Origin of the sequence: Acinetobacter bouvetii DSM 14964 = CIP 107468 (genome assembly GCF_000368865.1) — a bacterium.
Lineage (GTDB): Bacteria > Pseudomonadota > Gammaproteobacteria > Pseudomonadales > Moraxellaceae > Acinetobacter > Acinetobacter bouvetii.
The window spans coordinates 409,659-432,919 of record NZ_KB849725.1 but is presented as its reverse complement, the minus strand read 5'-3'; the positions used below and the strand labels follow the sequence as shown (position 1 = coordinate 432,919).

Sequence of the window (23,261 nt, the reverse complement as noted above, 5' to 3'; positions counted from 1 at the left end):
AAGCCGATCTCAATTGATCGGCTTTTTTGTGTAGCAGTCTTGTAATTATTTTACAATTCTTCAACATGCCGTTACTCTATCATTTTCGCTATGCGGCATCGCCTGAGCTAAAGATTAAGATGAATGTATATAACAAATTAAAGATCGCCATTTTAGCCATAATTGCATCGCAGAACATTCATGCGATGACACTTGACCCGATTCAAATTCAGTCGGCGCCTGGGGAACTTCTGTATGCGGAAATCAATTTCCGCAATGCGGATCCGGACGCGTCAATTCGCGCCGACTTAGCGTCTGCCGAAGACTTAATTGCAATGGGCGCCGGGCATCAGCCTCCGGGCCATTTGAATTTCTTTACCCGCAAAGACAGCTCTGGTTCGGGCGTGATTACCATTACATCATCGCGGCCGCTGACCGATGCTGAACTGAATATTATTGTCAAAATCAGTGAAGGCAATTCTTCACGGCTGCAGCATATTAAAACACCGCTTAAGCGCAGCATGCCAATCAGCCAGCAAATGAATGCCGCGCGCAACGAACGCACCCTTGCACCGGTAATCATCAGCAATGAGCGCGACATTGCGCTGAATTTGCCTGTCAGCGCCCAATATGCCGCGCTTAAGCCGAATGCCGCCGGCAAACCCAAAGAAACCCTTCTTTCTTTGAATTCATCGCTGCCGCCGAGCATGGATAAAAATAGCGCTTCAGCGCCGTTTTCTGCCCCCTCAATAAGCGCTGCACCGGCGCCGCAGCCAGCCGTATCCGCTGAAGCCGCGCCTGCAGCCTTGGCGTCAAATAATGCCAATGCGCCTGCAGCGCCGCAAGGCGCAGCTGTGCAAAAGCAAGTCTCCAGTGACCCGCTGGCTCAAAAATATGCGGCGGAACAGCAGGCTGCACAGCTCAAAGCTCCTGCAGCAGCGGTAAAAAGCCCGCAAGACGCTGCACGTGCGCCGTCCGTAAAACCCGCACCGCAATCTGCTGCGCAAAAATATGTAGTCCAATCAAATGAGTCCCTCTGGGGCATTGCTTCACGTATCGCATCCACTGAAAACCGTCCTGTGGGCGACGTGATGAAGCAAATTAAAGCCAACAATGCACATGCGTTCATTCAGGGGGATTCCAACCGGCTGAAACGCGGCGCAGCCTTGAATTTGAATGGAGCTGCCCTTTCTAAGGAACGCCAGAAAATTTCCGCAGCCGCGCTGAAACAGATGCCGTCCACGCAATCCGGCAAGACCAAATACCGCCTGAATGAAGCGGAAATGAGCCTGGTAGCGGAGAAAACCCAAGATTCGGCGCATGCTTCTGCAAATAAAAGCACAGAAAAAAATCAAACTTCGAACGAGTTATCATTAAAAGTTATGACATCTCGTGAAAAAACCGTTAAATTACAGAGAAACGTAACCCAATTAGAATTGGCGCTAAATCAAAAGGATCATAGAATTCAATTATTAAACACTCGTCTTGCGCAGCTTGAGCAACAGCTGAAAGCACGCCAGGCAGAGAAAAAGCCAATCAACTAAAAAGTTACATATGATGATTTAAAAGGATGAGCGCACTTTCTCTGCGCCCTATCCCCAAGGGGTAATAACATGCTGTATGTGATTCCATTTGTGATCTTGTTGATCGTTTTGGTAGTCTTAAAAAAACGTCAAGACGCACAGGGTTCTGAAAAATCCACTGCAACCACGGCAACACAAAAAAGCAAAGCGAAAAAAGCCAGCTCATCAGCGAAAGTTGCCCCAAATAAGACACAAGCTGTTCAAGATTCAGTAGTCGAAAAAAAGCAGACTACGCCGCTGACTGCGGAAACCCGCAATAAAATTGAAAGCTTGATTCAAGAGCGCAATTTCTTCTCTGCAGAAGCGCAAATTAATCAGGTGCTGAAAAGAGACAACTCGCAGCATGAGCTGTATTTGTATCTGTTGGATATTCATATTCTGCAAAAAGATGAATTCGCCATCAGCCAGCTGCTCAACCATGTGCGCTCATTAGAACTGGATGACATTTTAGCGCAGGCGGAAGCGAAAAAAGCCGAATTTGATAAATCACAGCATAAGTCGGATGAAGCGATTACTTTTGTCAGCCCGACGATAAATCCAGAACCTGCCGCTGCTGCGCCAAAAGCGCAAAATACTGCTGATTTTGATGCCTTAATGGCTGGATCTGCCGCGCCTGCTGAACCTAAGGCAGATCTCGCTTTTGAACAGCTTGAGCCACAAGCAGCGCCAAAGCCGGCAGAGCCCGTGCAGCAGGCCGCTGAAGAGATTCAGCCTTTAGAGTTTAACCTCTCTTTTGACAGCGCGCCTAAGGCCGAAACTCCGGCACCAGCGCAAGCGCCTGCACCATCCATCGATTTTGGCTCTTTCTCTTTAGAAGAAGCAGCGCCTTCGGCCAAAGCCGAACCGGAAGCGCCTGCTCAAGAAGAAATTCAGCCTTTAGATTTCTCCTTAAATTTAGCGCCTGCAGCCAAAGCTGAACCGGAAGCGCCTGCCCAAGCAGAAATTCAGCCTTTAGATTTCTCATTCTCCTTGGATGCGCCGCAGCCGGTCGAAAAGCCTGAAAGTGCATCGCCGCTGAGTTTTGACCTGAATTCATTGGATATTGCGGCTACAGAACCCCCTGCTGTTGCAAAGCCTGCACAGACAGGCGTGAATTTTGACATCAGCAGCGTCAGCTCTCCATCCGCAGCGCCTGCTGACAGCAGCGACCCGCTGATTCAATCCTTCCCTGCATTGGCTGAAAGCAATGACATTGAGGTTAATCTTGAACTTGCCCAGCAATATATCAAACTCGGCGCTTTCGATGCTGCCCGCGAACTGCTGGCAGAAAAAGAAACCGAGTATTCAACTGAGCAGCGCCAGCAGGCAGATCTGTTACTGAATCAAATCGCATCTTAACCCGATTCGATTTAAACTAAAGCAGTCATCCTTGACTGCTTTTTTTATGATGAAAAAAATAGCCTTGATCTACATGGGCGGCACCTTTGGCTGTATTGGTGAACCGCTAAACCCAATGCCTGCGGAGCAGTTTATCCCCAAGCTGCAACATATTTTGCCGCTGCATCTTGAAATTGACTGCTTTACTGCGCCCGTAATACAGGACAGCAGCGCGTGCATTGCCAGTGACTGGCTGCAGCTGCTGGAACAGATTCAGCATTTGCAGCTGCAGCTGCAGCAGTATCAGCATTTTGTGATTATTCATGGCACAGATACCCTAAGCTACGCCAGCGCCGTTTTATCCCGCTTTATGGGCCAATCAGCGCATGTCGTGCTGACCGGCAGCCAATACCCGCTGCTGAATGTCCAAGGGTCCGACAGCCGTGAATTTACGGATGCGATTGATAACCTGAATTTTGCACTGGACTCAGCAGTGCAAGCGCCGGCTGGCGTCTACTTAGCGTTTCATCATCAATTGATTCATGCATCAACCACCTTAAAAGTGCATACCACGGCTCTCAACGCTTTTGCAGGTTCAGCAAAAGGCAATGAATGCCATGCCGATTGGCAGCCGCTGGCAGTACATGAACAGCTCATAGAAAAAGCGCGCCACTTTAACTGCATGAGCCTGATGATGCAGCCTATAGCGCCAGAACTGCTCTTTGCCAATCTGCAGGCAATTGCCTCCAAACCGCCGCATGTACTTATTTTGCAAGGCTTTGGCACAGGCAACATTGCCGTCAGCGCAGACATCATCGCGCTATTGCAAGCGCTGAGGCAGCAAGGTTGCGCAGTCATTATCACCACACAAGTGCCCTTTGGCGGAATAGATCAGCGCTATGCCGTCAGCCAATGGATTACTGACGCCAAAATTTTAATCAGCAATTGCAGCAGCCATGCAGATCTTTATGCAAAAGCGTTAAAAATGTATTTACAATACGATGCTGTAGACCAATGGCTTGCGCATTGGCAGGACTGAACAACACACTGAGGTAAATATGCAGCGTTTTGCAATTGGTATAGAATTTTGCGGCGTACATTACAGAGGCTGGCAAACTCAGCAGCCGGGCGTGCCCAGTGTGCAAGAAACACTCGAAAACACCCTCAGTAAAATCGCAAATGAACCCATTGCCATACATGGCGCTGGACGTACTGATGCGGGCGTGCATGCGACCAATATGGTCGCTCATTTTGATACCGAAGCCATCCGCCCGCTTCGGGGCTGGATGATGGGCGCCAACAGCATCCTGCCAAAAGACATTTCTATTCAATGGATTAAGGAAATGGATTCGGACTTCCATGCGCGCTTTAAGGCGCAGGCACGGCGTTACCGCTATGTGGTCTACAACAATCCGCAGCGGCCAGCTTTATTGCATAAACAGGTGACGCACGTGTATGCCCCGCTGGATGTCGATAAAATGATTCAGGCGGCGAAAAAGTTTGAAGGCACGCATAATTTTGAAAGCTTCCGCGCTGCCGCCTGCCAATCCAATCAGCCTGTGCGCCATGTTAGCCACTGCCGTTTAATCCGCCACGGCTGCTATTTGGTTTTGGACATTCAGGCAGACGGCTTTTTGCATCATATGGTGCGCAATATCATGGGATGCCTGCTGGAAATTGGCCAAGGCATGTATGCAATTGACCATATTGACGAAATTTTTGCATCAGAAGACCGTAAAGCTGCCGGCGTGACAGCAGCGCCGGATGGGCTGTATTTCATTCATGCCGATTACCCGGAACAGTTTGAGCTGCCGAAAGCGCCCCTGGGGCCGCATTGGCTGAATATGCCGGAATAATTCAATTTTATTTGCATATATTAAATCCCTCCCAACCTTCCTTTGTAAAAGGAGGGGTTAGGGAGAGGATTAAAACTAACGCTGCTTGCGCTTACGATATTCCACTGGGGTTTCATTGGTCCAGCGCTTAAAGGCGCGGTAGAACGTGCTTGGCTCAGAGAATCCGGTTAAATACACAATCCGCTCTACACTTTCAGCAGTATTCGCCAGCAGCTTTTTCGCCAAACGGCAGCGGTAGTCAGACAGAATCTGCTGAAAACTGGTATTTGCTTCAGACAGCTGAGTGCGCAAGCGCCGCGGCGTGATATTCAGCTGGGCAGCCACAGTTTCCAGCGTGGTTTCACCGCTTTCCAGCGTTGAACCAATCGCGCGGCGGACCTCTCCAACCAAATCATAGCGCGCCAACTCCTGCAGCTTTTCAATTGCCAGCTGTTCGTGTAGCTGCAGCAATTCAGGCTCGGCCTGCCATAATGGATAATCCAAAATTGCTGGATCAAAGTACAGGCGGGTTTCTTTTTGCCCCAAGCTCACTGGACATTCATACACCCGGAAATATTCATCATCCGGCGCGCCTTGACTGAAGTTAAAGTCAATATAAATCGGCTGAAAGCGCCCTTCCGTAATAAATTTAAAAAACCGCAGCACACCGGACATTGCGCATTCTGAAAAATGGCGGTTGACCAGATTTTCCGCCCAAGGCTGTACGCCGTTGGTCAAATAGCAGCGGTCATCTTCAATCACTAATTTAGCATGGAATGCATCGCTGATCAGACGCTGATAAGCCAAAGCGCGCTTTAGGCCTTCACCGAAATTTTCAGATGAAATAAACAGATGCTCAATCACCTGGCCGCGGTAAAGCGGCAAATGTTCTCCCAAATGCAGGCCAATGTCTGAGTCCTTGCTGACTTCTTCAGCAGCGACCCAAAAAGCATATTGCGCATTTAAAGGCGTGCGGTCATTGGCTTCCACCTGCCCTAAAGCCACACCTGCTTTTGTTAATATTTCTTCTGTTGGCAAACCGGCTCGACGAATCGCCTGGTAACCCAATCGCAGTACTACGGATGCATCGGTTAGCTGACCCACTCAAAAACCTTCCTTGTATGTACTTCATTTATACCTAAAAAGATTCAAATTAGATTAACTGTGATTGACCAAACTGACAACATGCTGGAGTGCTTTTTTGAAGAAAAATTTTAACCGCAGTGTTCGCCTATTTAAATGGCAGATGATTATTCTGACGCCCATTTCATCTTGTTTTTAGCAAAAAAATTGACTATAATTTGCGCCTTTCCAATTTATTCATTCAGGTAGGCTATGGCCAATAAAGAGGAACTCATCGAGTTCGAAGGCGTTGTCACCGAGACGCTTCCTAATACTATGTTCCGTGTACGTTTAGAAAACGGTCATGAAGTGATTGCCCACATCTCTGGCAAAATGCGTAAACACTATATCCGCATTTTGACTGGCGACAGTGTAAAAGTTGAAATGACACCTTATGACTTGACTAAGGGTCGTATCACTTACCGTGCGCGTTAAGTTTTAGCGAAAGCGGAAAAGCCACTTCATCAGTGGCTTTTTTTATCGCCGCATTTTTAATTCAATACAGCGTATTGGTTTTACAGCCTATCGCCGCGCATTCGCGCAGCCGTTCACGCAGCCAGTTATTGCGCTCTTGAGTCGTGCTCAGCCTGCACTGCACATCAATCCCTGTGTCTGTTGTACACTGCGCATCCCTTTCGCTAATCCATGCCAGCTGTGATTTTTTCAGAATTTTTTTCTGACTTTCCGACAGCTTGCCCCGCAAAGCCTGATAATTTTTATTCAGCTCCGCATCTGCGCTCGCATACAGCTTATTGGTACAATACACATCATCATAAGTGTTTCTCGCCTGCTCGCAGTTATCCGCAAATGCCGCGCCACTTATCCACAAACTGCCCAGCAGCAAAGCTATTCTTTTCATGTTCTGCATCCTCTATTTTTTATTGCCGCGGCCCGCTTAAAAATATGACGGACGCGTCCTGCATATTCTAAGCGAATACGCCCTGCAGAAAATTAAAAAGTGTTAACTTTACACCAGAATGCGGCTGGCATCCGCTGATTGAAAGCAGGCATATGGCCTCAGCTCAGCTGCATCGCCAGCACTCGGCTGAATTACCGTGTATCAAATCACAACAATAAAGCTTCTGGCTTATGCCTAAACTGAATTTATTTGCTGGAGCAATCTTATGAAACTTCAGTTATCTTTTCTGCTGCTGACAGCGCTGTCCGCGCTTTATGGATGCATGTCCAGCCCGGCGATGAATGCCTCGCAGCGTGAAGCCTATCTGCAGCAGTTCATTGGCTTAAGCAGTGATCAAATCCGCAGCCAGCTGGATTTAAGCCGTATCGGCTATCAGCAGGCCGGCGCTCCCGTTCTCAGCGGAAATACCTTAACCTATAGCGCTGCGCGCGCTGTCAGCATTCCAGTACCTATGGCGCAAAATCCAGCCATGGGCCTAGGCGCCGGCTCCGCAGTTCCAATCCCCAGCACAGCGGCCGACCGCTATGATGTGAATTTAAGCTGCCAAATCCGCTTTCAGCTGAAACAGAATATCGCTCAAGCTGTTTATTTGACCGGACGGACTTGTTAGTCCGCCGCGCCGCATAGGATCAATAAAATACTGAAAGCTGAGTTCGGCATTCATTAATTTTAGCGTGATCCAAATGGTCTATATAAAAAAACGCAGCCAAAAGGCTGCGTTTCTACAGTGCTCAGCAGGGCTTAGTCCAATGCAGCGACAACCGCTTGGCCCATTTCCACTGTACCCACTTTATTCATGCCTTCAGACATAATGTCTGCTGTACGCAGGCCTTGATCCAAGACATTGCCTACAGCATCTTCAATCGCTTTGGCAGCCGCTTCTGCACGGAAAGTATAGCGGAGCATCATCGCAACAGACAGAATCGTCGCTAATGGATTCGCCAGGTTTTGACCGGCGATATCCGGCGCTGAACCATGGCATGGCTCGTACATGCCTTTGCCGTTTTCATCCAAAGAGGCTGAAGGAAGCATGCCGATAGAACCCGTCAGCATGGCGGCTTCATCAGACAGAATATCGCCGAATAAGTTAGAGGTTACAATCACGTCAAACTGCTTCGGCGCGCGCACCAATTGCATTGCCGCATTGTCGACATACATATGCGATAAATTGATTTCAGGGTATTGCGCCTCTTTCATTGCAGTTACGGTTTGTTTCCACAATTCAGTCACTTCAAGCACATTTGCTTTATCCACTGAGCAGACTTTGCCGCCGCGCAAATTGGCCATTTCAAAAGCAACTTTGGCAATGCGCTTAATTTCAGACTCTGAATATACATCTGTGTTGAAACCTTGCTTTTCGCCATTCTCCAATTCACGGATACCGCGAGGCTGGCCAAAGTAAATGCCGCCCGTCAATTCACGGACAATCAAAATATCCAGACCCGCAACAATTTCAGGCTTTAAGCTGGAAGCATCAGCCAGTTGCGGATATAAAATTGCCGGACGCAAGTTTGCGAACAGGTTCAATTCACTGCGCAATTTCAGCAAGCCGCGCTCTGGACGGATTGAGCGCTCAATCGCATCCCATTTTGGACCGCCCACGGCGCCCAGCAGAATCGCATCGGCTTTTTTCGCCTGTTCGGAAGTGACATCCGGGTACGGCGAACCATGCGCATCAATTGCGGCGCCGCCCAGCAAACCTTGCTCCCAAGTCAAATCCAAATTGAATTTCTCATTTACGCGGGCCAGCACCTGCTCTGCAGCTTTTACAATTTCAGGGCCAATGCCGTCGCCAGCTAAAATCAAGATTTGTTTTGACATGAGGGTTTCCATTTATAAGGTCAGTTTTTTAACCAACAAGTTTTTTTACAGTTTCTTTTCTACAAACTCGCCGAGTCCATTTAAGACATTGTACGGTTTGCAGAAACGTCGAATAGTTTTGTGTTCCTGCATCAAATCCACACATAAAGGATCTGGCGCTGAAACATTCAGCAAGCTGCCCCGCTGCTTGCTGCGGTTCCGATACATTTTAAAAACATAGCGCTGGCTGGGATTGAACTGGTGAATCACATGCAGCTGTTCCGCTTTTTCCCTAGAAATTGGATAAAAACGGATCACGACTTCATGCTGTCCCGCCGGCACTGAAAGGTACAAAGCATTTGGATCCTGCAGTGATTTGGCCCGCATACGCAAAATGCCGGACTTGATGGCAGATTTTTCCAAACGCTGATTTTCGGCATTCAAAATGCGAATTTGATCATAACGTTCAAACTCACAATCTTCCGTGCCTGCACAATAAATCTGCGCATGGCTTTTTGTGCCTTCTGTTTCTTTCACTTTGTTTAATTGTGCAGTATCTATACTCTGACATGCCGTTAATGCGGCAGCCAAAGCCCCGAGCAAAGCAAATCGTCCCAAAAGCTTATTCATGACCCGAATCCAACCTGACAAAATTTGGCAAAATATGACTTTAATTATTCACCGATATTAACAAGTCTTCACCGGCATGACTATAGCTCGATGCAACAATGGTTTAGCCCTGAATTTCCGCAAAAACCCAAGGGCGGGCCTGCTTGGTTTTTTCTTCATAAGCGCGGATATCATCCGCGGCCTGCAAAGTTAAACCAATATCATCCAAGCCGTTTAACAGGCAATGCTTGCGGAATGGATCCACTTCAAACTTGAACGCTTCACCATTTGGCGTACGCACTTCCTGCGCGGCCAAATCAATCGTGAGCTGGTAGCCTTCGCTTGCCGTACACTCTTTGAATAGCTGATCAACAATCGCTTCAGGCAAGATCACCGGCAGCATGCCGTTTTTAAAGCTGTTATTGAAGAAAATGTCTGCATAGCTCGGCGCGATTACCGTACGGAAACCGTATTCTTCCAATGCCCACGGCGCATGCTCACGGCTTGAACCGCAGCCAAAATTGGCGCGGGAAATTAAGATCGTTGCGCCTTGGTAACGCGGCTGATTCAAAGCAAAATCCGGGTTTTTAGGGCGTTTTGAATTGTCCTGACCTAAAAAGCCTTCATCCAAATAGCGCAATTCATCAAATAAGTTTTCGCCAAAACCTGTGCGTTTAATGGATTTCAAAAACTGTTTTGGAATGATCAAATCGGTATCGACATTGGCACGGTCTAATGGCGCAACGATACCCTGTTCAACGGTATATTTTTTCATGTCTTTTGCTCCTATTAGAATGTACGCACATCTACAAAGTGGCCTGCAATTGCCGCCGCAGCCGCCATGGCAGGGCTCACCAAGTGCGTCCGGCCGCCATTGCCTTGACGGCCTTCAAAGTTGCGGTTTGAGGTTGATGCGCAGTGCTCGCCCGGCTGCAATTTGTCGGCATTCATCGCCAAACACATCGAACAGCCCGGCTCACGCCATTCAAAACCGGCTTCGATTAAGATTTTATCCAAGCCTTCCGCTTCGGCCTGCGCTTTCACTAAACCAGAACCCGGAACCACCATGGCCTGCTTAATGCTGGAAGCAACTTTTTTGCCTTTCGCCACTTCAGCCGCGGCGCGGATATCTTCAATACGCGAGTTGGTGCAAGAGCCGATAAATACGCGGTCTAACTGAATATCCGCCAATGCCTGGCCTGCAGTTAAGCCCATATACTGATAAGCGCGCGTCCAGTCATTGCGCTGCACGTCATCTTTGGCCTGCTCTAAGGTCGGCACAGCCTGAGACACTGGAATCACCATTTCAGGAGAGGTGCCCCAAGACACTTGCGGCTCAATTTCTTCACCTTGCAGCACCACAACGGTGTCAAAGTAAGCGCCTTCATCTGAATGCAGCGTATTCCAGTATTCCACAGCAGCATCCCACTGTTCGCCTGTTGGCGCATACGGACGGCCTTTGACATATTCAATGGTCTTGTCATCAACAGCAACCATGCCTACACGCGCGCCGCCTTCAATGGCCATATTGCAAACCGTCATGCGGCCTTCAATGGACATATCCCGGAACACTTGGCCGCCAAATTCGATGGCATGGCCGGTGCCGCCCGCAGTACCGATTTTGCCGATAATGGCTAAAACCACATCTTTGGATGTCACGCCCTGGCCTAATGTGCCGTCAACACGCACCAGCATATTCTTCATTTTCTTTTGCACTAAGCATTGGGTGGCCAATACATGTTCAACTTCTGAAGTGCCGATGCCGTGCGCCAAACAGCCGAATGCGCCATGCGTTGCAGTATGCGAATCGCCGCACACTACGGTCATGCCCGGCAAAGTCAAGCCTTGCTCTGGACCCACCACATGCGCAATGCCCTGACGCACATCATTAATGTCAAATTGAACCACATTAAAGGTTTTGCAGTTGTCATCCAAGGTTTGCACCTGAATGCGTGAAGTATCATCTTCAATGCCGGCAATGCCTTCAGAACGCTCTTTTTTCGAGGTCGGCACATTATGGTCTGGCGTCGCTACATTCGCGCTTAAACGCCACGGCTTGCGGCCGGCCAATTGCAGGCCTTCAAAGGCTTGCGGAGACGTCACTTCATGCAATAAATGACGGTCGATATACAAAAGTGAAGAGCCATCATCTCGTTGTTTTACTAAATGGTCATCCCACAATTTGTCATACAATGTTTTAGCTTTTGGGGTTTCGCCTGCCATGTCGATATGCTCCACTGGACTGGGTAATTCTGTCATTAAATTAATTATAACTGCGTTTTTACATAAATCTAATTTATCATTTTTATTAATTTAAAAACTTTTTAGAATCAATAAAAGCTAGAAAAAGCGCGGATGCTGAATGATTTTTTTTCATCAACCCTTCTTAAGGGCGGCCAGCCAATACCGGCTTCAAACGCCTCACAATACTTTGGCAGGCCTGTTGCACACGGCGCACCCGCGCTTCTAAATAAACCCAATTCAGTTAAAGCCCTATTGCCCTGACTGTGGATCAGATCAAAGCCGTCCTCATCAGCGGATAATCCGGGCCATTTCGGTTCCTTCAAGCATCTTTATCAGCAACTCATCCTGATAGGCCAAAACTGATCGCGATGCATTTCATTGCTGATTGTCCCTCAATTTGCAAACCGTCATCAACGGCTATCAGCTGTATTCTGTCCAGTTTTACAGCTGAACTATGCAGCCGCACAGATCTTGAGGCCGAATTTCCCCTGCACAGCGCCCATGCCGTGCGTCAACAGCCAAAACGCATCAGAATGCAGCGCATTGCCCCAGACAGCCGCCGCAAAATCTGCATTAAGCCGATGAATCTTCTTGATGCTGCGCCAGCTGCTCAATGGCTCGGATGAGTTCAGCTTTGGCTGCGCCGCATTCAGCAGCCGCCCTGTTTTCATCATCTTCATCATCTGCGATTTCATAGATTGCGCAGCGCCGTTCCACGGTTCCTTCAAAAATATCCAGAAGGTTTTTTATATGTTTAATGTCCATTGCATTCACCTTGCAGGAAATGTATCTGACCGAGATACCCTTTCCCCTTAATTCCAAAGATTCAATTTATAATTTGCAAAAGCGATGCTAAAGAAAACAAAATCCGCTTTTACTTCTTAAATGATAATCATTATTATTAAAGCATTCTAAGGCAAAGATTGAAGGGCTCTCCCATGGCGAACATTCAAAGGTTTGTTGACTGCAACCAAAAAACCTTAAAAAAGACGTTCAGTTACTACATTATGCACATCACCGTGGCAATGCTGGTAGGCTACTTTGTAACAGGCAGTTTAACGATGGCCATTGCATTAAGCTTGTTGGAACCCACGGTTCAGGCGGTGGCTTTTTTCTTCCACGAAAAAGTTTGGGAAAAAAAATCAGCCCAGTAAAATCAGTGAATGACTCACTGATCTCTGAGCGGCGCTGCTCTAAAAACAGCCTGGGGCAGTTTGGCTTTGGCCCATTCATCATTTTAGATTTCGGAACTATCACGGTTCAGATGCATGCAAAATATCGCGCTGCGGTTTGCCTTTGAACGGTTCATCGCTGCAATTTCAAAGCCCTCCAAAGAGGTCAAATTTCGGGCGAAACTGAATGCCGCGCTTCCGCCCGGCGGAAACATCACCGCTCGCCATTTAAGCTTTTTTGATAAATGCCTACTATTAGACCAATAGATACAACTTTTTCTTTGATTAATTCTTAAAATTTCTGAATAATAAAATTACCATAAAAAATCTTTATAGGTAATTTAAGATGAATCTCGCCGCCTTTGAAGCCTTTGTTAAAGTCATGGAAACAGGATCGATTTCTTTGGCCGCCGATCAGCTTTTTATTACCCAGCCCGCAGTCACCAAACGCATTCACAGCCTGGAAGAATATTTTGGCGTGAAACTGTTTGAATCTGCAGGCCGCGGTGTTCAGCCAACCCATGCTTCACATTCCCTGCTGCCGAAAGTCAAAAGCTGGCTGAACGAACTTGGCGACATTCACAACACCTTGAGCCATGAGCAAGGCCAAGTGCAGGGCAAGCTGAAAATCGGCACCAGCCATCATATTGGCCTGCATCATTTGCCAAGCCATTTGCGCAACTACGTGCAGCAGTTCCCTGAAGTCACTTTAGATGTGCATTTTGTCGATTCTGAACAGGCGCATGAACAAGTGCTTGCCGGCGATTTAGAACTGGCTTTTCTGACCTTGCCGCCGCAGCTGGATGAGCGCCTCAAATATGTCACCATTTGGAATGACCCTTTGGTCTTTGCCGCATCCCCCTTTCATCCTTTAGCGCAGAAGCAGAATCTCAGTCTGGAAGATTTAATTCAATATCCTAGCCTGCTGCCGGCATCGCAAACCTATACCAGCCAAATCACCTTGGCCGAATTTGAAAAGCAGGGCGTCAAGCCTAAAATCACCATGAGCAATAACCCGCTGGAATCCATCCGCATGCTGGTCTCTATTGGCTTAGGCTGGTCGGTGCTGCCCAAAACGCTGCTGAATCAGGATTTAAAACAGCTGGATATTCCGCTGGAAATGAACCGCCAGCTGGGCATGGTGTGGCATCCTGCGCGCACGCAGTCCAAAGCCGCCGAAGCGCTGGTCAATATTATGAAACAGCTGCCCTAGCATCAACTGCTCAATGCATCAAAAAAAACCGCCAAACTGGCGGTTTTTTTTTGCATCATGCAGAGCAAGGCTGCCCGCACTCAGCAGCGTAACTTTCTTTTATCCGCCATTATTTTTCAACTGAGTCTTCATGCAAAGATTCGTTCAGCTGATCCACCGTAATGGCCCAGCTGCCGTCGGATTTGATTTTTTCCGCTAAAAACTGGCGCTGCCCCTCTGTCCAATAATCCGCTTCTGTAATTTTGGTCTGCGGATTCAGCTGATGGGTGGCAATAAACAGCGCAATTGCCTCTTCACTCGAATCCAAGCCCAGCTGCTCAAAAAGGTTGGTCATTCTTGGACGTACACTCATTGCTTTTCTCCTTATTTCATTACTCATGATTGCTTGGCAATTTTTTTCTCATTAAGGGTATAGCATGGAAGCCCACAGCACTCAATTGCTTAAATTGGCGCTTAATATTTCAAAAACGGCGTGGTCAGCATCATTACCAAGCCAATCTGGGTAAACAGCCACAGCAGCGGCATGCTCAACGCAGTCCCGCCTGCTTCTGCAAAGACCTTTTCACTGTATTGGGCATTCTGCAGGTAAGCTTTGACTTTCCCTGCAGCGAATTCCGCATATAAGCGCTTGCCGATGCAGCCCAAGACCAGATTGGGCATCAGCCCCAGCCACACCGCATATTGCGCGCTCACGCCAATAATCTGTGAAATCACTCCAAAAAATAAGCCGCAAGCCAGCGCCAAGAAAAAGTACGCATACATTTTCCGGTACAGCAGCCAATATATGCCAAAGATCAGGCCGGCCCAGCTGAAAGCGGCGGTTTGGCCCTGCGGAAGATTTAAATAAGACTGCGCGCGCGGGCCCATGAACAGCGCTAATAACTCTGCCTGAGAACGTACTGGGGTGGATAATTCACTTGTCATCTGCAATTTAATCTTGAGTTGTTTTCATTGAAAAGCAGCATTACAAAATACTGCATCACGCCATTCAGCTGCCCGGTTAAAGCAACAGACCTTAAATCGACCAGTCTTGAATCGCCCAGCCCTGTTCTTTGGCCAATGTTTCAAGCCGGTCATCTGGATTCACTGCAATGGCATGGTCTGCATATTCCAGCAAAAACCGGTCATTGATGGAATCTGAATAAGCCCAGGTTTCGGTAACATCGCGGCCTTCCAGCCACTGATCCAAACGCGCCAGCTTGCCTTTCTGATAGCAGGGAATATTCACCACTTTGCCCGTGTATTTGCCTTCAATCACTTCAGCATTGGTGGCAATAATTTCACTAATGCCGAACTCGCGGAAAATCGGCGCCGTAATAAAATCTGAAGTTGCGGTAATTCCGACTAAAGCATGGCCCGCCTCTTGATGGCGCTGAATGGCTTTAAAGCCTTCGGGGCGCATTTGCGGACGAATGACCTTCTGCATAAAGCGCTCATGCAATTCAGTTAAATAGGCATTGTCGTGCTGGGTTAAAAACTCAAAAACAAATTCATTATAGGCAATCGGATCGAGCTGGCCGGCTTTGTAATCGTCATAAAATTTATCGTTCATGGCGCGATGGCGAATTGGATCCACCAAGCCTTCATTGACTAGAAACTCCCCCCAAGAATGGTCAGAATCTGTATTTAATAAGGTGTGGTCTAAGTCAAACAGCGCCAATTTCATGAAAATACTCGTAAAAGCTTAAATTTAAGAAAAAATTTGTAAATCTATCTCCGCTAGTCGATAGAAATTCGTTAAGATCATATCAATTTTAACATTATTTACACTTTGCTTTTCCGAGTTGGATGCAGAAATAACAATCCCCGGAAGCAAAGCTATAAATTACACAATATTTAGGTAGCCAAATGATCGACTCAGAAGGTTTCCGACCCAATGTCGGGATCATTTTGGCAAACGAATCTGGTCAAGTTTTATGGGCAAAACGCATTGGTCACAATGCATGGCAATTTCCGCAAGGAGGTATTCAGTATGGTGAAACCCCCGAACAGGCACTTTTTCGTGAACTGAGAGAAGAAGTTGGCTTATTGCCCGAACATGTCCAGATTATCGCGCAAACTAAAGGTTGGCTGCGTTACCGTTTGCCGAATCGATATATACGCCCAGACTCTGACCCCGTATGTATAGGTCAAAAACAGAAGTGGTTTTTGCTGAAATTGACGGCTTCAGCACAGCATATTCAGCTGGATCTCTCCGATCCGCCTGAATTTGACCAATGGCAATGGGTGAGTTATTGGTACCCGCTGGGCCAAGTGGTCAATTTTAAGCGCGATGTTTACCGCAAAGCGATGATGGAGCTGTGCAATCAGCTGCCGCAAAAACCTTAAAAATTGCAGAAAAATGCAGATTTTTGAGAGAACTATTGTTATAAATTAAGTCATATAGAACGGAACATTTTAGGAGCAGACACGATGTCGAATATGCAGCTGGATACCTTAAGACGCATTGTCCAAGAGATTAATGCGTCCACCAGCCTGCATGAATCCTTAGACATCATGGTCAAGCAGGTGGCCGAGGCCATGCAGGTCGATGTCTGCTCCATTTACCTGCTGGATGAGCGCAATCACCGCTACCTGCTCATGGCCTCAAAAGGCCTGAATGCCGAAGCTGTCGGCAATGTGTCCCTGCATACCAGTGAAGGCCTGGTCGGCTTGGTCGGCCAGCGCGAGGAAATTGTCAATTTAGACAATGCGCCGAAACATGAACGCTTTATGTACCTGCCGGAAACTGGGGAAGAAATTTACAATTCTTTCCTCGGCGTTCCCGTCATGTACCGCCGCAAAGTGATGGGCGTGCTGGTGGTGCAAAATAAAGAGTCGCAGGATTTCAGTGAAGCCGCCGAATCCTTTTTGGTCACCCTGTGCGCACAGCTGTCCGGCGTCATTGCGCATGCGCATGCCGTCGGCAATATTGATGTTTTCCGCAAGCCGAACAATTTGCCCGCGTATAAAACCTTTCAGGGCGTTTCCGGCTCTGGCGGCATTGCGCTTGGCCGCGCGGTTATCCTCTATCCGCCAGCAGACTTAGCCGCAGTGCCAGACCGCGAAGCGGATGACATCAGTGAAGAACTGGAGCTGCTGGACAATGCCCTGAATTCAGTGCGGCTGGAAATTCAGTCGCTGGATGACAAAATGCAGGATGCCCTCATGGCGGAAGAACGCGCCTTATTCAGTGTGTTCCTGCGCATGCTGGATGAAAACGCCCTGCCGGCAGAAATTAAATCAGAAATCCGTGACGGCAATTGGGCGCAAGGCGCCGTGCGCAATGTTATTGATAAGCACATCGCGCTGTTTGCGCAAATGGAAGATGACTACCTGCGTGAGCGCGTATCAGACCTGAAAGATTTAGGCCGCCGCATTTTAGCCTTCCTGCAGGAAGCCGATGCCAGCCACCGCGAAATTACCAATGAAAGCATCCTGATTGGCGATGAAATTTCTACGGCCGCGCTGGTGGAATTGCCGGTCGACAAGATCGCTGCCATTGTCACCACCGAAGGCGCAATGAATTCGCATATGGTGATTGTGGCGCGGGCGCTTGGCATTCCAACAGTCGTTGGCGTCACTGAACTGCCGATCAATACCCTTGATGATGTCGAGATGATTGTCGATGCGCACCAAGGCCGTGTTTTCATTAACCCGCCGCGCCGCCTGCGCACCCGCTACAAAGAGATTCAAAAAGAAGAAGAGCAGCTGGCCAAAGATCTGAAACAGTACGAAACTAAAGATGCCGTCACGCCTGACGGTGTCGCGGTGAAACTGTATGTGAATACCGGCCTGATGATTGATGTAGTGCGCGGGGTTCAGCGCGGCGCCAAAGGGGTTGGCCTGTACCGTTCTGAAATTCCATTTATGCTGCGTGACCGTTTTCCGGGCGAAGAAGAGCAGCGCCTGATTTACCGCCAGCAGCTGAGCCACTTTGCCAATAAGCCCGTAGTCATGCGCACGCTGGATATCGGCGCAGATAAAGACCTGCCGTATTTCTCGATTGAAGAAGAAAACTCAGCCTTGGGCTGGCGCGGCATCCGCTTTACACTGGATCATCCTGAAATTTTTTCTTCGCAGATCCGCGCCATGCTCAAAGCCAGCATTGGCCTGAACAACCTGCATATTCTACTGCCGATGGTGACCAGCGTCAGCGAAGTGGAAGAAGCACTGTACCTGCTGGACCGTGACTGGCAGGCGGTGCAGGAAGAAGAGCAGGTGAAAATCAACAAGCCTAAAATCGGCATCATGGTCGAAGTGCCAAGCGTGCTGCTGCAGATTGAAGAATTTTCTGAACTGGTGGATTTTTTCTCGGTCGGTTCCAACGATTTGACCCAGTATCTGCTGGCGGTTGACCGCAACAACCCTCGTGTCGCCAACGTCTATTCGCACTTGCATCCCGCTGTTTTGCGCGCGCTGGCGCGCTTAGTGCAAGAATGCCATAAATATGACAAACCCATCAGCATCTGCGGAGAAATGGCAGGCGATCCGCTGTCTGCGGTGCTGCTGATGGCTATGGGCTTCAATACCCTGTCGATGAGTTCAAGCAACATTTTGCGGGTGCGTAAAGCGATTTGCCATGTGCCGATGACTGAAGCGCAGGAACAGCTGGAACACGTGCTGAACATGAGCAATCCGCTGATGGTGAAAAGCTGGATGGAGTATTACTTTAAAACGCATGGCCTGGCGGATATGGTCAAAGCATCTACGCGTATTGTGAGCGCCTGACTTCCGCGCCCAAAACTTGTTTTAATCGCGCCGCTTTGGCTGAGTTTAAAAGACGAAGCGGTTTAATCAGCAGTGACGGCCGTGATCTATTGCTCACTGCCTGTTGATGAGGTGCATATGGATTTTATTCTGTTTCTTGTCTTTGCCGGGATTATCTTTTTAATCACCGCAAAGCCGTTTAAACAACTCAAATCTAGACCGCAAGCGCCAGCACAGAAAATCAAAGCGGCGGCGGTTCGAAATTCCAGCCACAGCCCTGCACGGGCAGCCATTCCAGCGCTTTTAGGCATTGAAATTACCCGCATTCAGCAGCGACGCTTAGGCAAGAATGATCCATCGGTACAGGCAGCCAACCGCGCAAAACGGCATGATACGCATGCTGCAGCGCCGTCATTCTTCGAGCAGATGGGGAAAAAGATTGAAAAAGCCGTGCTTGACATGAATGAAGCTGCACAGCAAAAAACCGCAGCCGCGCCGTTAAAGAAAGAAGATTTAGCGACTATGTTGAATGATTTATTTTCTAATAAAAAATAACTGTCTTGGCGGTTAAGCCGCCATTAAAAAAGGGAGATACTCATTCGAATATCCCCCTTTTTTGTGCTTGCTGTAGCCGCGTTTTGCGTTTTTCTTCCGGTCTACAAAAGTTTGGCTTTTGTTAAAATCGTTCATGTGTTTTGCCACAAAGTTGTTGATGACAACCTCTGGCGCTGCTTTTCTCTTTGCCATTTTCTTCACCTGTTTTCAGCTTGCCTATCTGATGCATGCAGTGCATATATTGCGCTATTTTATCAAAAATTCAAGCCTTATCTTTACATCATTAATCACGCCATGCATTCAGCCTGCAGGGCAAAAAAACAGCAGTATTTTTTAAAAGCCTAGTCCATATGCTGATGTAAGTCCTGCTGTACAGCTCCCCCTAAAATCAGCGCATCAAAATGCGACAGCCCGCTGGCGCAAGCCGCCGAAAAAAACAAAATCAGCAATAACTTGCCCACACTAAAAACATGATCCATAACAAGCTCCCCTGCCGTTCAATACTGTGAAATTAAAACAGCCGCGGGTTATCATGTACAATGATTTAAAGTGATGCCCTCTATCTTTAAACGTGATCATAATGCAAATTAAATCATTGGAAATATTTACTACCGTCATCAAGCTGCAGAGTTTTTCGGCTGCGGCCCAGCATCTGCATACGGTGCAATCCAATGTCACCGCGCATATCAAAAAGCTGGAAACGGAGCTGCAGGCTGAGCTTTTGCATCGGCAGCATCCCATCCGCCCGACACGTGCAGGCATGCAGCTTTTCCGCGCGGCGGAACAGATGCTGCAGCTGCATCAGGAGGTGCTCAATCAATTCAATCATTCCAGTTTAGATTCGAATCTTCCTTTAGAAATTGGCAGCATGGAAACCACGGCTGCAATTCGCTTGCCGGCGCTTTTCCAAAATCTTCAAAAACGTGATCTGCAATTTCCCTACACCTTAACCACGGCTCCAACGCGTGAGCTGATTGATGCAGTTCAGGCCGGGCAGCTCGATTGCGCTTTTATCGCCAATCCTGCGCCGGTTTCAGGTTTATTTAATTTTCATGTCTGGACGGAAGAGCTGGTCCTGATTAGTGCGAAAAATTCTCCAAATCCCTTATCGGCAGAATATTTAAGCCATAAAAAATTCATCAGCTTCAAGCAAGGCTGCAGCTACAGGAAAGTGATTGATCATTACCTTTCTATACAGCAGCTCCCCGCAGCGAATATTCTTGAAATGGGCAGTCTGGACGGGATTGTCAGCTGTGTCAGCTTAGATGTCGGCATTGCCATTCTGCCGCTTAAATATGTGCAGCAGTCGTACTTTTATCCGCACATACAAATCCACGCGCTTGAAGCGCCGCTTGCCCGCATGCCGACCTATTTAATTGCCGAAGATCAAAATCAATGGAGTTCGAATATGCATTTATTTTTTAAACATTTACACACTGAGCAATCTCCTTCTCTGCCGGCATTGGCCGCCGCACTGGAAACTTAAAAGCTGAATTTAGAGCGCGAAAGCTCTTTCCAGCAAGCGCTCTGCATCCACCATTTTAGCGTCCAGCATTCCAGCAACACGGCCATGAAATGCACTGTAACGGCTTTGAATAAATCCATCCGCCACATAGGCTGGGGCATAGCGTTTCAGCAATACCGCCTGCGCCAAAATCACCACGCGGCTGACCTGGCTGCGTCCCATAAACTGCAGATCTTCTGGCGCTTGCTGGAACAGTTTGAATAGATTTTGCAGCTCAGTTTGCAGCGTTGCATCTGTGCTTGCAGTTGCAGCTAGATCTTTAAACAGTACTTCAATGGATTCAGGATCTCGCCCAATCGCGCGCAGCACATCCAGGCACATCACATTGCCTGAACCTTCCCAAATGGTATTGACTGGTGCTTCTTTGAAGATGCGCGCCATGATGCCGTTATCGACATAGCCATTGCCGCCAAAGACTTCCATCATCTCCCCCGTCAGCTCAACCGCACGTTTGCAAATCCAAAACTTGGCGGCCGGGGTCATGATGCGTTTCCATGCCACTGACAGCGCATCATCCGATTCATAGCACTGCGCCAAATGGAAACTGAGCTGAGTCGCTGCTTCACTCTCTAAAGCTATATCAGCCAATACCGCACGCATGAGGGGTTGATCAATCAGATATTTGCCAAAAGCTTGACGCTGACGGGTATAGGCAATGCATTGCACCAAGGCTTGACGCAGCATGGCACTCGAACCGACCGAACAAGTCAGACGGGTGTAATTCGCCATTTCAATAATGGTCGGAATGCCTCGCCCTGCTTCTCCAATCATGATGCCCCAGGCATTTTTAAATTCGACTTCAGAACTGGAGTTGCTGCGGTTGCCGACTTTCTCTTTCAGGCGCTGTATGTGTATTTGATTTTTCGTTCCATCTTCCAGCCAGCGCGGCACAAAGAAACAGGCCAATCCCTCCTGCTCGGTTTTGGCCACCACCAAATGCGCATCACACATTGGCGCAGAGAAAAACCATTTATGCCCTGTAAGCAAATAGGCTTTGCCGCGGCCTGACTCAGCAACAGGAATGGCGATGGTTTCATTGGCTCGCACATCCGAACCGCCCTGCTTTTCGGTCATGCCCATACCCAGCCAAATCGACTTTTTCTGCGCAATCGGCACATCGCGTTCATCATATTCTGTCGAAAGCAGTTTCTCTCCAATTTTGGCCCACAGTTCAGGCTCACGTTGAATTAAAGGAATGCTGCCTAAGGTCATCGAGTTCGGACATAAGTTGCCGCATTCCACCTGCCCGGCAAGATAAAAACGCGCCGCCCAATCCACCCATTTAGTGTTTGAATTCGGCTGATTAAATGGATGTGCATGGGTATCAAACCGGCGGTTGAGGCCCATCCATTTATGCCATGAGGGATGAAATTCGATAAAGTCTTTACGGCGGCCGCGGGCATCAAAGGCATGTAAAATTGGCGTATGCTGATTGGCTAAAGCGCCATGCAGATAATATTCACTCGAACCTGCGACCTTGCCCATTTCACATAGCGTGGCCTGATCATGGCTGCCGCAGCGTTTTAAAATTTCATGCAGCACCGTATCGCTAGAGAATAGATTGTAGTTGTCCAGTTCATCAAATTGATTGCTGATTTGATGCGTCATCCATGTCTGTTCTAATGTATTCATCGTCTAGATTTTCCGCTTGTTCTTGTTGGCTTTTCATTTCAGTATAGAGAAAATTTAAAGCATAGACGTTCGGTTTTTACAGCTTAAAAATATGAAGAATTCAGCCATTCAAATACGGCGTAAACCGCGTCAATCACGCGCCAAACTGACGCAAGAAGCTTTGCAGGAAAGTTTTGTTCGGCTTTTGCATGAACGCCCTGCCAGCCAAATTACCATTCGGGAAATTACCGACCTTGCAGGCGTGGGCTTGGGAACTTTTTATGAGTATTTTTCCAAGAAGGAAGATTTGATTGCGCTAACCATTCATTTGCATGTGAAACACAATGCGGAAAGCTTAAAAAGTTATGCACAAAGCTTGATCAAGTTATCCACAGATTTGGAGTTTCAGGCGTATTTAGAGCGAATTATTCATTTTCAAATTGAGCAAATTCAAGCAAAGCAGTTTTTATGGTCGCAGGTATTTTTGTTGGAACGGCAAATTTCGGATATTGAAAGTTACCGTAAGAGTTATGCCATGATGGTACAGATGTGGCAGCACATTCTTAAGCCGTTTATACAGGATGATGAACAGCTCAAGTCGGTGGCTTTAAATATGCAGCGGGTGTGTTATGGCTTTGTGTCGCAGACTTTGTTGATTGAACCGACATTTAAGGATTGGAATGTTTTGGAGATGGATATTGTTCAGTTCCTAAAAAAATTAGATTACCGTAGCTAAATTTTGTACATAAACATGTATTTTTAGTGGCAAAATCGACCAAAACTGATTAAAAACAAAGCGACTTTTTGCAAAGTCGCTTTTTTGAAGATGAATGGTGATTTTTTAATTACTCAACTAATTGATTTTTAATTTTTTTATTAAAACTATTTCGCATAAGCACCATTATGTTAAATGGGAGCTTCGTATGCAAATAAACCCTAAGTAGAAAGACACTATTTGTCGTCCATTTTTTCCACTAGAACAATAACTAGTGAAAAAGTAGTAATGTACTCTAATTATTATTTTTCATTATTAGTTTTAGAGAGTTATATAGTTATGACACGACCTGAAATACCAAATTTAAGAACTT

The 23,261-nt window shown here is 47.6% G+C and carries 27 protein-coding genes; 14 read left to right on the top strand and 13 right to left on the bottom strand.

Annotated elements, in window-relative coordinates; translation table 11 throughout:
- The first annotated feature begins 119 nt into the window (after positions 1-119).
- The 4 genes from F941_RS02080 (at position 120) to truA (ending at position 4,735) form a co-directional block, all read left to right on the top strand.
- Positions 120-1,523, top strand: coding sequence for a type IV pilus assembly protein FimV (locus F941_RS02080; protein WP_018572749.1), 1,404 nt, complete (start codon positions 120-122; stop codon positions 1,521-1,523).
- Positions 1,524-1,592: 69 nt separating this feature from the next.
- Positions 1,593-2,900, top strand: a complete 1,308-nt coding sequence (locus F941_RS02075; RefSeq protein ID WP_005007240.1) for a hypothetical protein — start codon at positions 1,593-1,595, stop codon at positions 2,898-2,900.
- Positions 2,901-2,946: 46 nt separating this feature from the next.
- Positions 2,947-3,918: an asparaginase domain-containing protein gene (locus F941_RS02070; RefSeq protein WP_018572748.1), complete on the top strand. Its 972-nt coding sequence runs from the start codon at positions 2,947-2,949 to the stop codon at positions 3,916-3,918.
- A 19-nt stretch (positions 3,919-3,937) separates the two neighbouring features.
- A complete protein-coding gene (gene truA / locus F941_RS02065) occupies positions 3,938-4,735 on the top strand; it encodes a tRNA pseudouridine(38-40) synthase TruA (RefSeq protein ID WP_005007237.1) in 798 nt (265 codons plus the stop codon).
- Between the two features lie 75 nt (positions 4,736-4,810).
- On the opposite strand, the gene F941_RS02060 is transcribed toward truA, so the two are convergent.
- Positions 4,811-5,818: an AraC family transcriptional regulator gene (locus F941_RS02060; RefSeq protein WP_005007236.1), complete on the bottom strand. Its 1,008-nt coding sequence runs from the start codon at positions 5,816-5,818 to the stop codon at positions 4,811-4,813.
- 231 nt (positions 5,819-6,049) lie between these two features.
- On the opposite strand from F941_RS02060, the gene infA reads away from it, so the two are divergent.
- A complete protein-coding gene (infA, locus tag F941_RS02055; RefSeq protein ID WP_001284370.1) occupies positions 6,050-6,271 on the top strand; it encodes a translation initiation factor IF-1 in 222 nt (73 codons plus the stop codon).
- A gap of 61 nt (positions 6,272-6,332) precedes the next feature.
- On the opposite strand, the gene F941_RS02050 is transcribed toward infA, so the two are convergent.
- Positions 6,333-6,695 (bottom strand): lysozyme inhibitor LprI family protein, encoded by a 363-nt coding sequence (locus tag F941_RS02050; protein WP_005007233.1) that lies wholly within the window; start codon positions 6,693-6,695, stop codon positions 6,333-6,335.
- A 265-nt stretch (positions 6,696-6,960) separates the two neighbouring features.
- On the opposite strand from F941_RS02050, the gene F941_RS02045 reads away from it, so the two are divergent.
- Complete coding sequence (locus F941_RS02045; RefSeq protein WP_005007231.1) at positions 6,961-7,365, top strand: hypothetical protein; 405 nt, start codon at positions 6,961-6,963, stop codon at positions 7,363-7,365.
- A 131-nt stretch (positions 7,366-7,496) separates the two neighbouring features.
- On the opposite strand, the gene leuB is transcribed toward F941_RS02045, so the two are convergent.
- The 5 genes from leuB to F941_RS16135 all read right to left on the bottom strand — a co-directional run bounded on the left by leuB (position 7,497) and on the right by F941_RS16135 (position 12,173).
- Positions 7,497-8,576: a 3-isopropylmalate dehydrogenase gene (gene leuB, locus F941_RS02040; RefSeq protein WP_005007229.1), complete on the bottom strand. Its 1,080-nt coding sequence runs from the start codon at positions 8,574-8,576 to the stop codon at positions 7,497-7,499.
- A gap of 45 nt (positions 8,577-8,621) precedes the next feature.
- Positions 8,622-9,185, bottom strand: coding sequence for a hypothetical protein (locus F941_RS02035; protein ID WP_005007228.1), 564 nt, complete (start codon positions 9,183-9,185; stop codon positions 8,622-8,624).
- Between the two features lie 103 nt (positions 9,186-9,288).
- Complete coding sequence (leuD, locus tag F941_RS02030; protein ID WP_005007227.1) at positions 9,289-9,939, bottom strand: 3-isopropylmalate dehydratase small subunit; 651 nt, start codon at positions 9,937-9,939, stop codon at positions 9,289-9,291.
- Positions 9,940-9,953: 14 nt separating this feature from the next.
- Positions 9,954-11,387 (bottom strand): 3-isopropylmalate dehydratase large subunit, encoded by a 1,434-nt coding sequence (gene leuC, locus F941_RS02025; RefSeq protein WP_005007225.1) that lies wholly within the window; start codon positions 11,385-11,387, stop codon positions 9,954-9,956.
- A 594-nt stretch (positions 11,388-11,981) separates the two neighbouring features.
- Entirely contained in the window at positions 11,982-12,173 is a 192-nt protein-coding gene (locus F941_RS16135) for a hypothetical protein (protein ID WP_005007222.1), read from the bottom strand.
- Between the two features lie 173 nt (positions 12,174-12,346).
- On the opposite strand from F941_RS16135, the gene F941_RS02010 reads away from it, so the two are divergent.
- The 3 genes from F941_RS02010 (at position 12,347) to F941_RS02005 (ending at position 13,793) form a co-directional block, all read left to right on the top strand.
- A complete protein-coding gene (locus F941_RS02010; protein WP_005007218.1) occupies positions 12,347-12,562 on the top strand; it encodes a DUF2061 domain-containing protein in 216 nt (71 codons plus the stop codon).
- Between the two features lie 114 nt (positions 12,563-12,676).
- A complete protein-coding gene (locus tag F941_RS16445; RefSeq protein ID WP_154649271.1) occupies positions 12,677-12,847 on the top strand; it encodes a hypothetical protein in 171 nt (56 codons plus the stop codon).
- 79 nt (positions 12,848-12,926) lie between these two features.
- Positions 12,927-13,793 (top strand): LysR family transcriptional regulator, encoded by an 867-nt coding sequence (locus F941_RS02005; protein WP_005007215.1) that lies wholly within the window; start codon positions 12,927-12,929, stop codon positions 13,791-13,793.
- Positions 13,794-13,902: 109 nt separating this feature from the next.
- Here F941_RS02005 and F941_RS02000 read toward each other — a convergent pair whose 3' ends face one another.
- From F941_RS02000 to F941_RS01990, 3 genes are all read right to left on the bottom strand, one after another.
- Positions 13,903-14,145 carry a DUF2789 family protein gene (locus tag F941_RS02000; protein ID WP_005007213.1) on the bottom strand — a complete coding sequence of 81 codons (243 nt, stop codon included), beginning with the start codon at positions 14,143-14,145 and terminating at the stop codon, positions 13,903-13,905.
- A gap of 101 nt (positions 14,146-14,246) precedes the next feature.
- Positions 14,247-14,717, bottom strand: a complete 471-nt coding sequence (locus F941_RS01995; protein ID WP_005007210.1) for a DUF2628 domain-containing protein — start codon at positions 14,715-14,717, stop codon at positions 14,247-14,249.
- 91 nt (positions 14,718-14,808) lie between these two features.
- The gene (locus F941_RS01990) at positions 14,809-15,459 is read right to left on the bottom strand and encodes an HAD family hydrolase (protein ID WP_005007209.1); all 651 of its coding nucleotides are present in this window, start codon (positions 15,457-15,459) and stop codon (positions 14,809-14,811) included.
- A 182-nt stretch (positions 15,460-15,641) separates the two neighbouring features.
- Here F941_RS01990 and F941_RS01985 point away from each other — a divergent pair, with 182 nt between their 5' ends.
- The 3 genes from F941_RS01985 (at position 15,642) to F941_RS01975 (ending at position 19,037) form a co-directional block, all read left to right on the top strand.
- Complete coding sequence (locus F941_RS01985; RefSeq protein WP_005007208.1) at positions 15,642-16,121, top strand: RNA pyrophosphohydrolase; 480 nt, start codon at positions 15,642-15,644, stop codon at positions 16,119-16,121.
- 84 nt (positions 16,122-16,205) lie between these two features.
- Positions 16,206-18,503 (top strand): phosphoenolpyruvate--protein phosphotransferase, encoded by a 2,298-nt coding sequence (ptsP, locus tag F941_RS01980; protein ID WP_005007207.1) that lies wholly within the window; start codon positions 16,206-16,208, stop codon positions 18,501-18,503.
- 117 nt (positions 18,504-18,620) lie between these two features.
- On the top strand, positions 18,621-19,037 hold the full coding sequence (locus F941_RS01975; protein ID WP_005007206.1) for a hypothetical protein: 417 nt from the start codon (positions 18,621-18,623) through the stop codon (positions 19,035-19,037).
- 12 nt (positions 19,038-19,049) lie between these two features.
- On the opposite strand, the gene F941_RS01970 is transcribed toward F941_RS01975, so the two are convergent.
- Both F941_RS01970 and F941_RS16595 read right to left on the bottom strand, forming a co-directional pair.
- A complete protein-coding gene (locus F941_RS01970) occupies positions 19,050-19,229 on the bottom strand; it encodes a DUF7230 family protein (protein WP_005007205.1) in 180 nt (59 codons plus the stop codon).
- A gap of 149 nt (positions 19,230-19,378) precedes the next feature.
- On the bottom strand, positions 19,379-19,516 hold the full coding sequence (locus tag F941_RS16595; RefSeq protein WP_005007204.1) for a hypothetical protein: 138 nt from the start codon (positions 19,514-19,516) through the stop codon (positions 19,379-19,381).
- Between the two features lie 101 nt (positions 19,517-19,617).
- On the opposite strand from F941_RS16595, the gene F941_RS01965 reads away from it, so the two are divergent.
- Positions 19,618-20,523 carry a LysR family transcriptional regulator gene (locus F941_RS01965; RefSeq protein WP_005007203.1) on the top strand — a complete coding sequence of 302 codons (906 nt, stop codon included), beginning with the start codon at positions 19,618-19,620 and terminating at the stop codon, positions 20,521-20,523.
- A 9-nt stretch (positions 20,524-20,532) separates the two neighbouring features.
- On the opposite strand, the gene F941_RS01960 is transcribed toward F941_RS01965, so the two are convergent.
- On the bottom strand, positions 20,533-22,194 hold the full coding sequence (locus F941_RS01960) for an acyl-CoA dehydrogenase family protein (RefSeq protein WP_005007202.1): 1,662 nt from the start codon (positions 22,192-22,194) through the stop codon (positions 20,533-20,535).
- Positions 22,195-22,285: 91 nt separating this feature from the next.
- Here F941_RS01960 and F941_RS01955 point away from each other — a divergent pair, with 91 nt between their 5' ends.
- Complete coding sequence (locus F941_RS01955; protein ID WP_005007200.1) at positions 22,286-22,909, top strand: TetR/AcrR family transcriptional regulator; 624 nt, start codon at positions 22,286-22,288, stop codon at positions 22,907-22,909.
- The last annotated feature ends 352 nt before the right edge of the window (positions 22,910-23,261 follow it).

Bases quoted from the DNA above. Each gene is read 5' to 3' on its own strand.
- F941_RS02080 (WP_018572749.1), top strand. From the start codon at position 120: ATGAATGTATATAACAAATTAAAGATCGCCATTTTAGCCATAATTGCA.
- F941_RS02075 (WP_005007240.1), top strand. From the start codon at position 1,593: ATGCTGTATGTGATTCCATTTGTGATCTTGTTGATCGTTTTGGTAGTC.
- F941_RS02070 (WP_018572748.1), top strand. From the start codon at position 2,947: ATGATGAAAAAAATAGCCTTGATCTACATGGGCGGCACCTTTGGCTGT.
- truA (WP_005007237.1), top strand. From the start codon at position 3,938: ATGCAGCGTTTTGCAATTGGTATAGAATTTTGCGGCGTACATTACAGA.
- infA (WP_001284370.1), top strand. From the start codon at position 6,050: ATGGCCAATAAAGAGGAACTCATCGAGTTCGAAGGCGTTGTCACCGAG.
- F941_RS02050 (WP_005007233.1), bottom strand. From the start codon at position 6,695: ATGAAAAGAATAGCTTTGCTGCTGGGCAGTTTGTGGATAAGTGGCGCG.
- F941_RS02045 (WP_005007231.1), top strand. From the start codon at position 6,961: ATGAAACTTCAGTTATCTTTTCTGCTGCTGACAGCGCTGTCCGCGCTT.
- leuB (WP_005007229.1), bottom strand. From the start codon at position 8,576: ATGTCAAAACAAATCTTGATTTTAGCTGGCGACGGCATTGGCCCTGAA.
- F941_RS02035 (WP_005007228.1), bottom strand. From the start codon at position 9,185: ATGAATAAGCTTTTGGGACGATTTGCTTTGCTCGGGGCTTTGGCTGCC.
- leuD (WP_005007227.1), bottom strand. From the start codon at position 9,939: ATGAAAAAATATACCGTTGAACAGGGTATCGTTGCGCCATTAGACCGT.
- leuC (WP_005007225.1), bottom strand. From the start codon at position 11,387: ATGGCAGGCGAAACCCCAAAAGCTAAAACATTGTATGACAAATTGTGG.
- F941_RS16135 (WP_005007222.1), bottom strand. From the start codon at position 12,173: ATGGACATTAAACATATAAAAAACCTTCTGGATATTTTTGAAGGAACC.
- F941_RS02010 (WP_005007218.1), top strand. From the start codon at position 12,347: ATGGCGAACATTCAAAGGTTTGTTGACTGCAACCAAAAAACCTTAAAA.
- F941_RS16445 (WP_154649271.1), top strand. From the start codon at position 12,677: ATGCAAAATATCGCGCTGCGGTTTGCCTTTGAACGGTTCATCGCTGCA.
- F941_RS02005 (WP_005007215.1), top strand. From the start codon at position 12,927: ATGAATCTCGCCGCCTTTGAAGCCTTTGTTAAAGTCATGGAAACAGGA.
- F941_RS02000 (WP_005007213.1), bottom strand. From the start codon at position 14,145: ATGAGTGTACGTCCAAGAATGACCAACCTTTTTGAGCAGCTGGGCTTG.
- F941_RS01995 (WP_005007210.1), bottom strand. From the start codon at position 14,717: ATGACAAGTGAATTATCCACCCCAGTACGTTCTCAGGCAGAGTTATTA.
- F941_RS01990 (WP_005007209.1), bottom strand. From the start codon at position 15,459: ATGAAATTGGCGCTGTTTGACTTAGACCACACCTTATTAAATACAGAT.
- F941_RS01985 (WP_005007208.1), top strand. From the start codon at position 15,642: ATGATCGACTCAGAAGGTTTCCGACCCAATGTCGGGATCATTTTGGCA.
- ptsP (WP_005007207.1), top strand. From the start codon at position 16,206: ATGTCGAATATGCAGCTGGATACCTTAAGACGCATTGTCCAAGAGATT.
- F941_RS01975 (WP_005007206.1), top strand. From the start codon at position 18,621: ATGGATTTTATTCTGTTTCTTGTCTTTGCCGGGATTATCTTTTTAATC.
- F941_RS01970 (WP_005007205.1), bottom strand. From the start codon at position 19,229: ATGGCAAAGAGAAAAGCAGCGCCAGAGGTTGTCATCAACAACTTTGTG.
- F941_RS16595 (WP_005007204.1), bottom strand. From the start codon at position 19,516: ATGGATCATGTTTTTAGTGTGGGCAAGTTATTGCTGATTTTGTTTTTT.
- F941_RS01965 (WP_005007203.1), top strand. From the start codon at position 19,618: ATGCAAATTAAATCATTGGAAATATTTACTACCGTCATCAAGCTGCAG.
- F941_RS01960 (WP_005007202.1), bottom strand. From the start codon at position 22,194: ATGAATACATTAGAACAGACATGGATGACGCATCAAATCAGCAATCAA.
- F941_RS01955 (WP_005007200.1), top strand. From the start codon at position 22,286: ATGAAGAATTCAGCCATTCAAATACGGCGTAAACCGCGTCAATCACGC.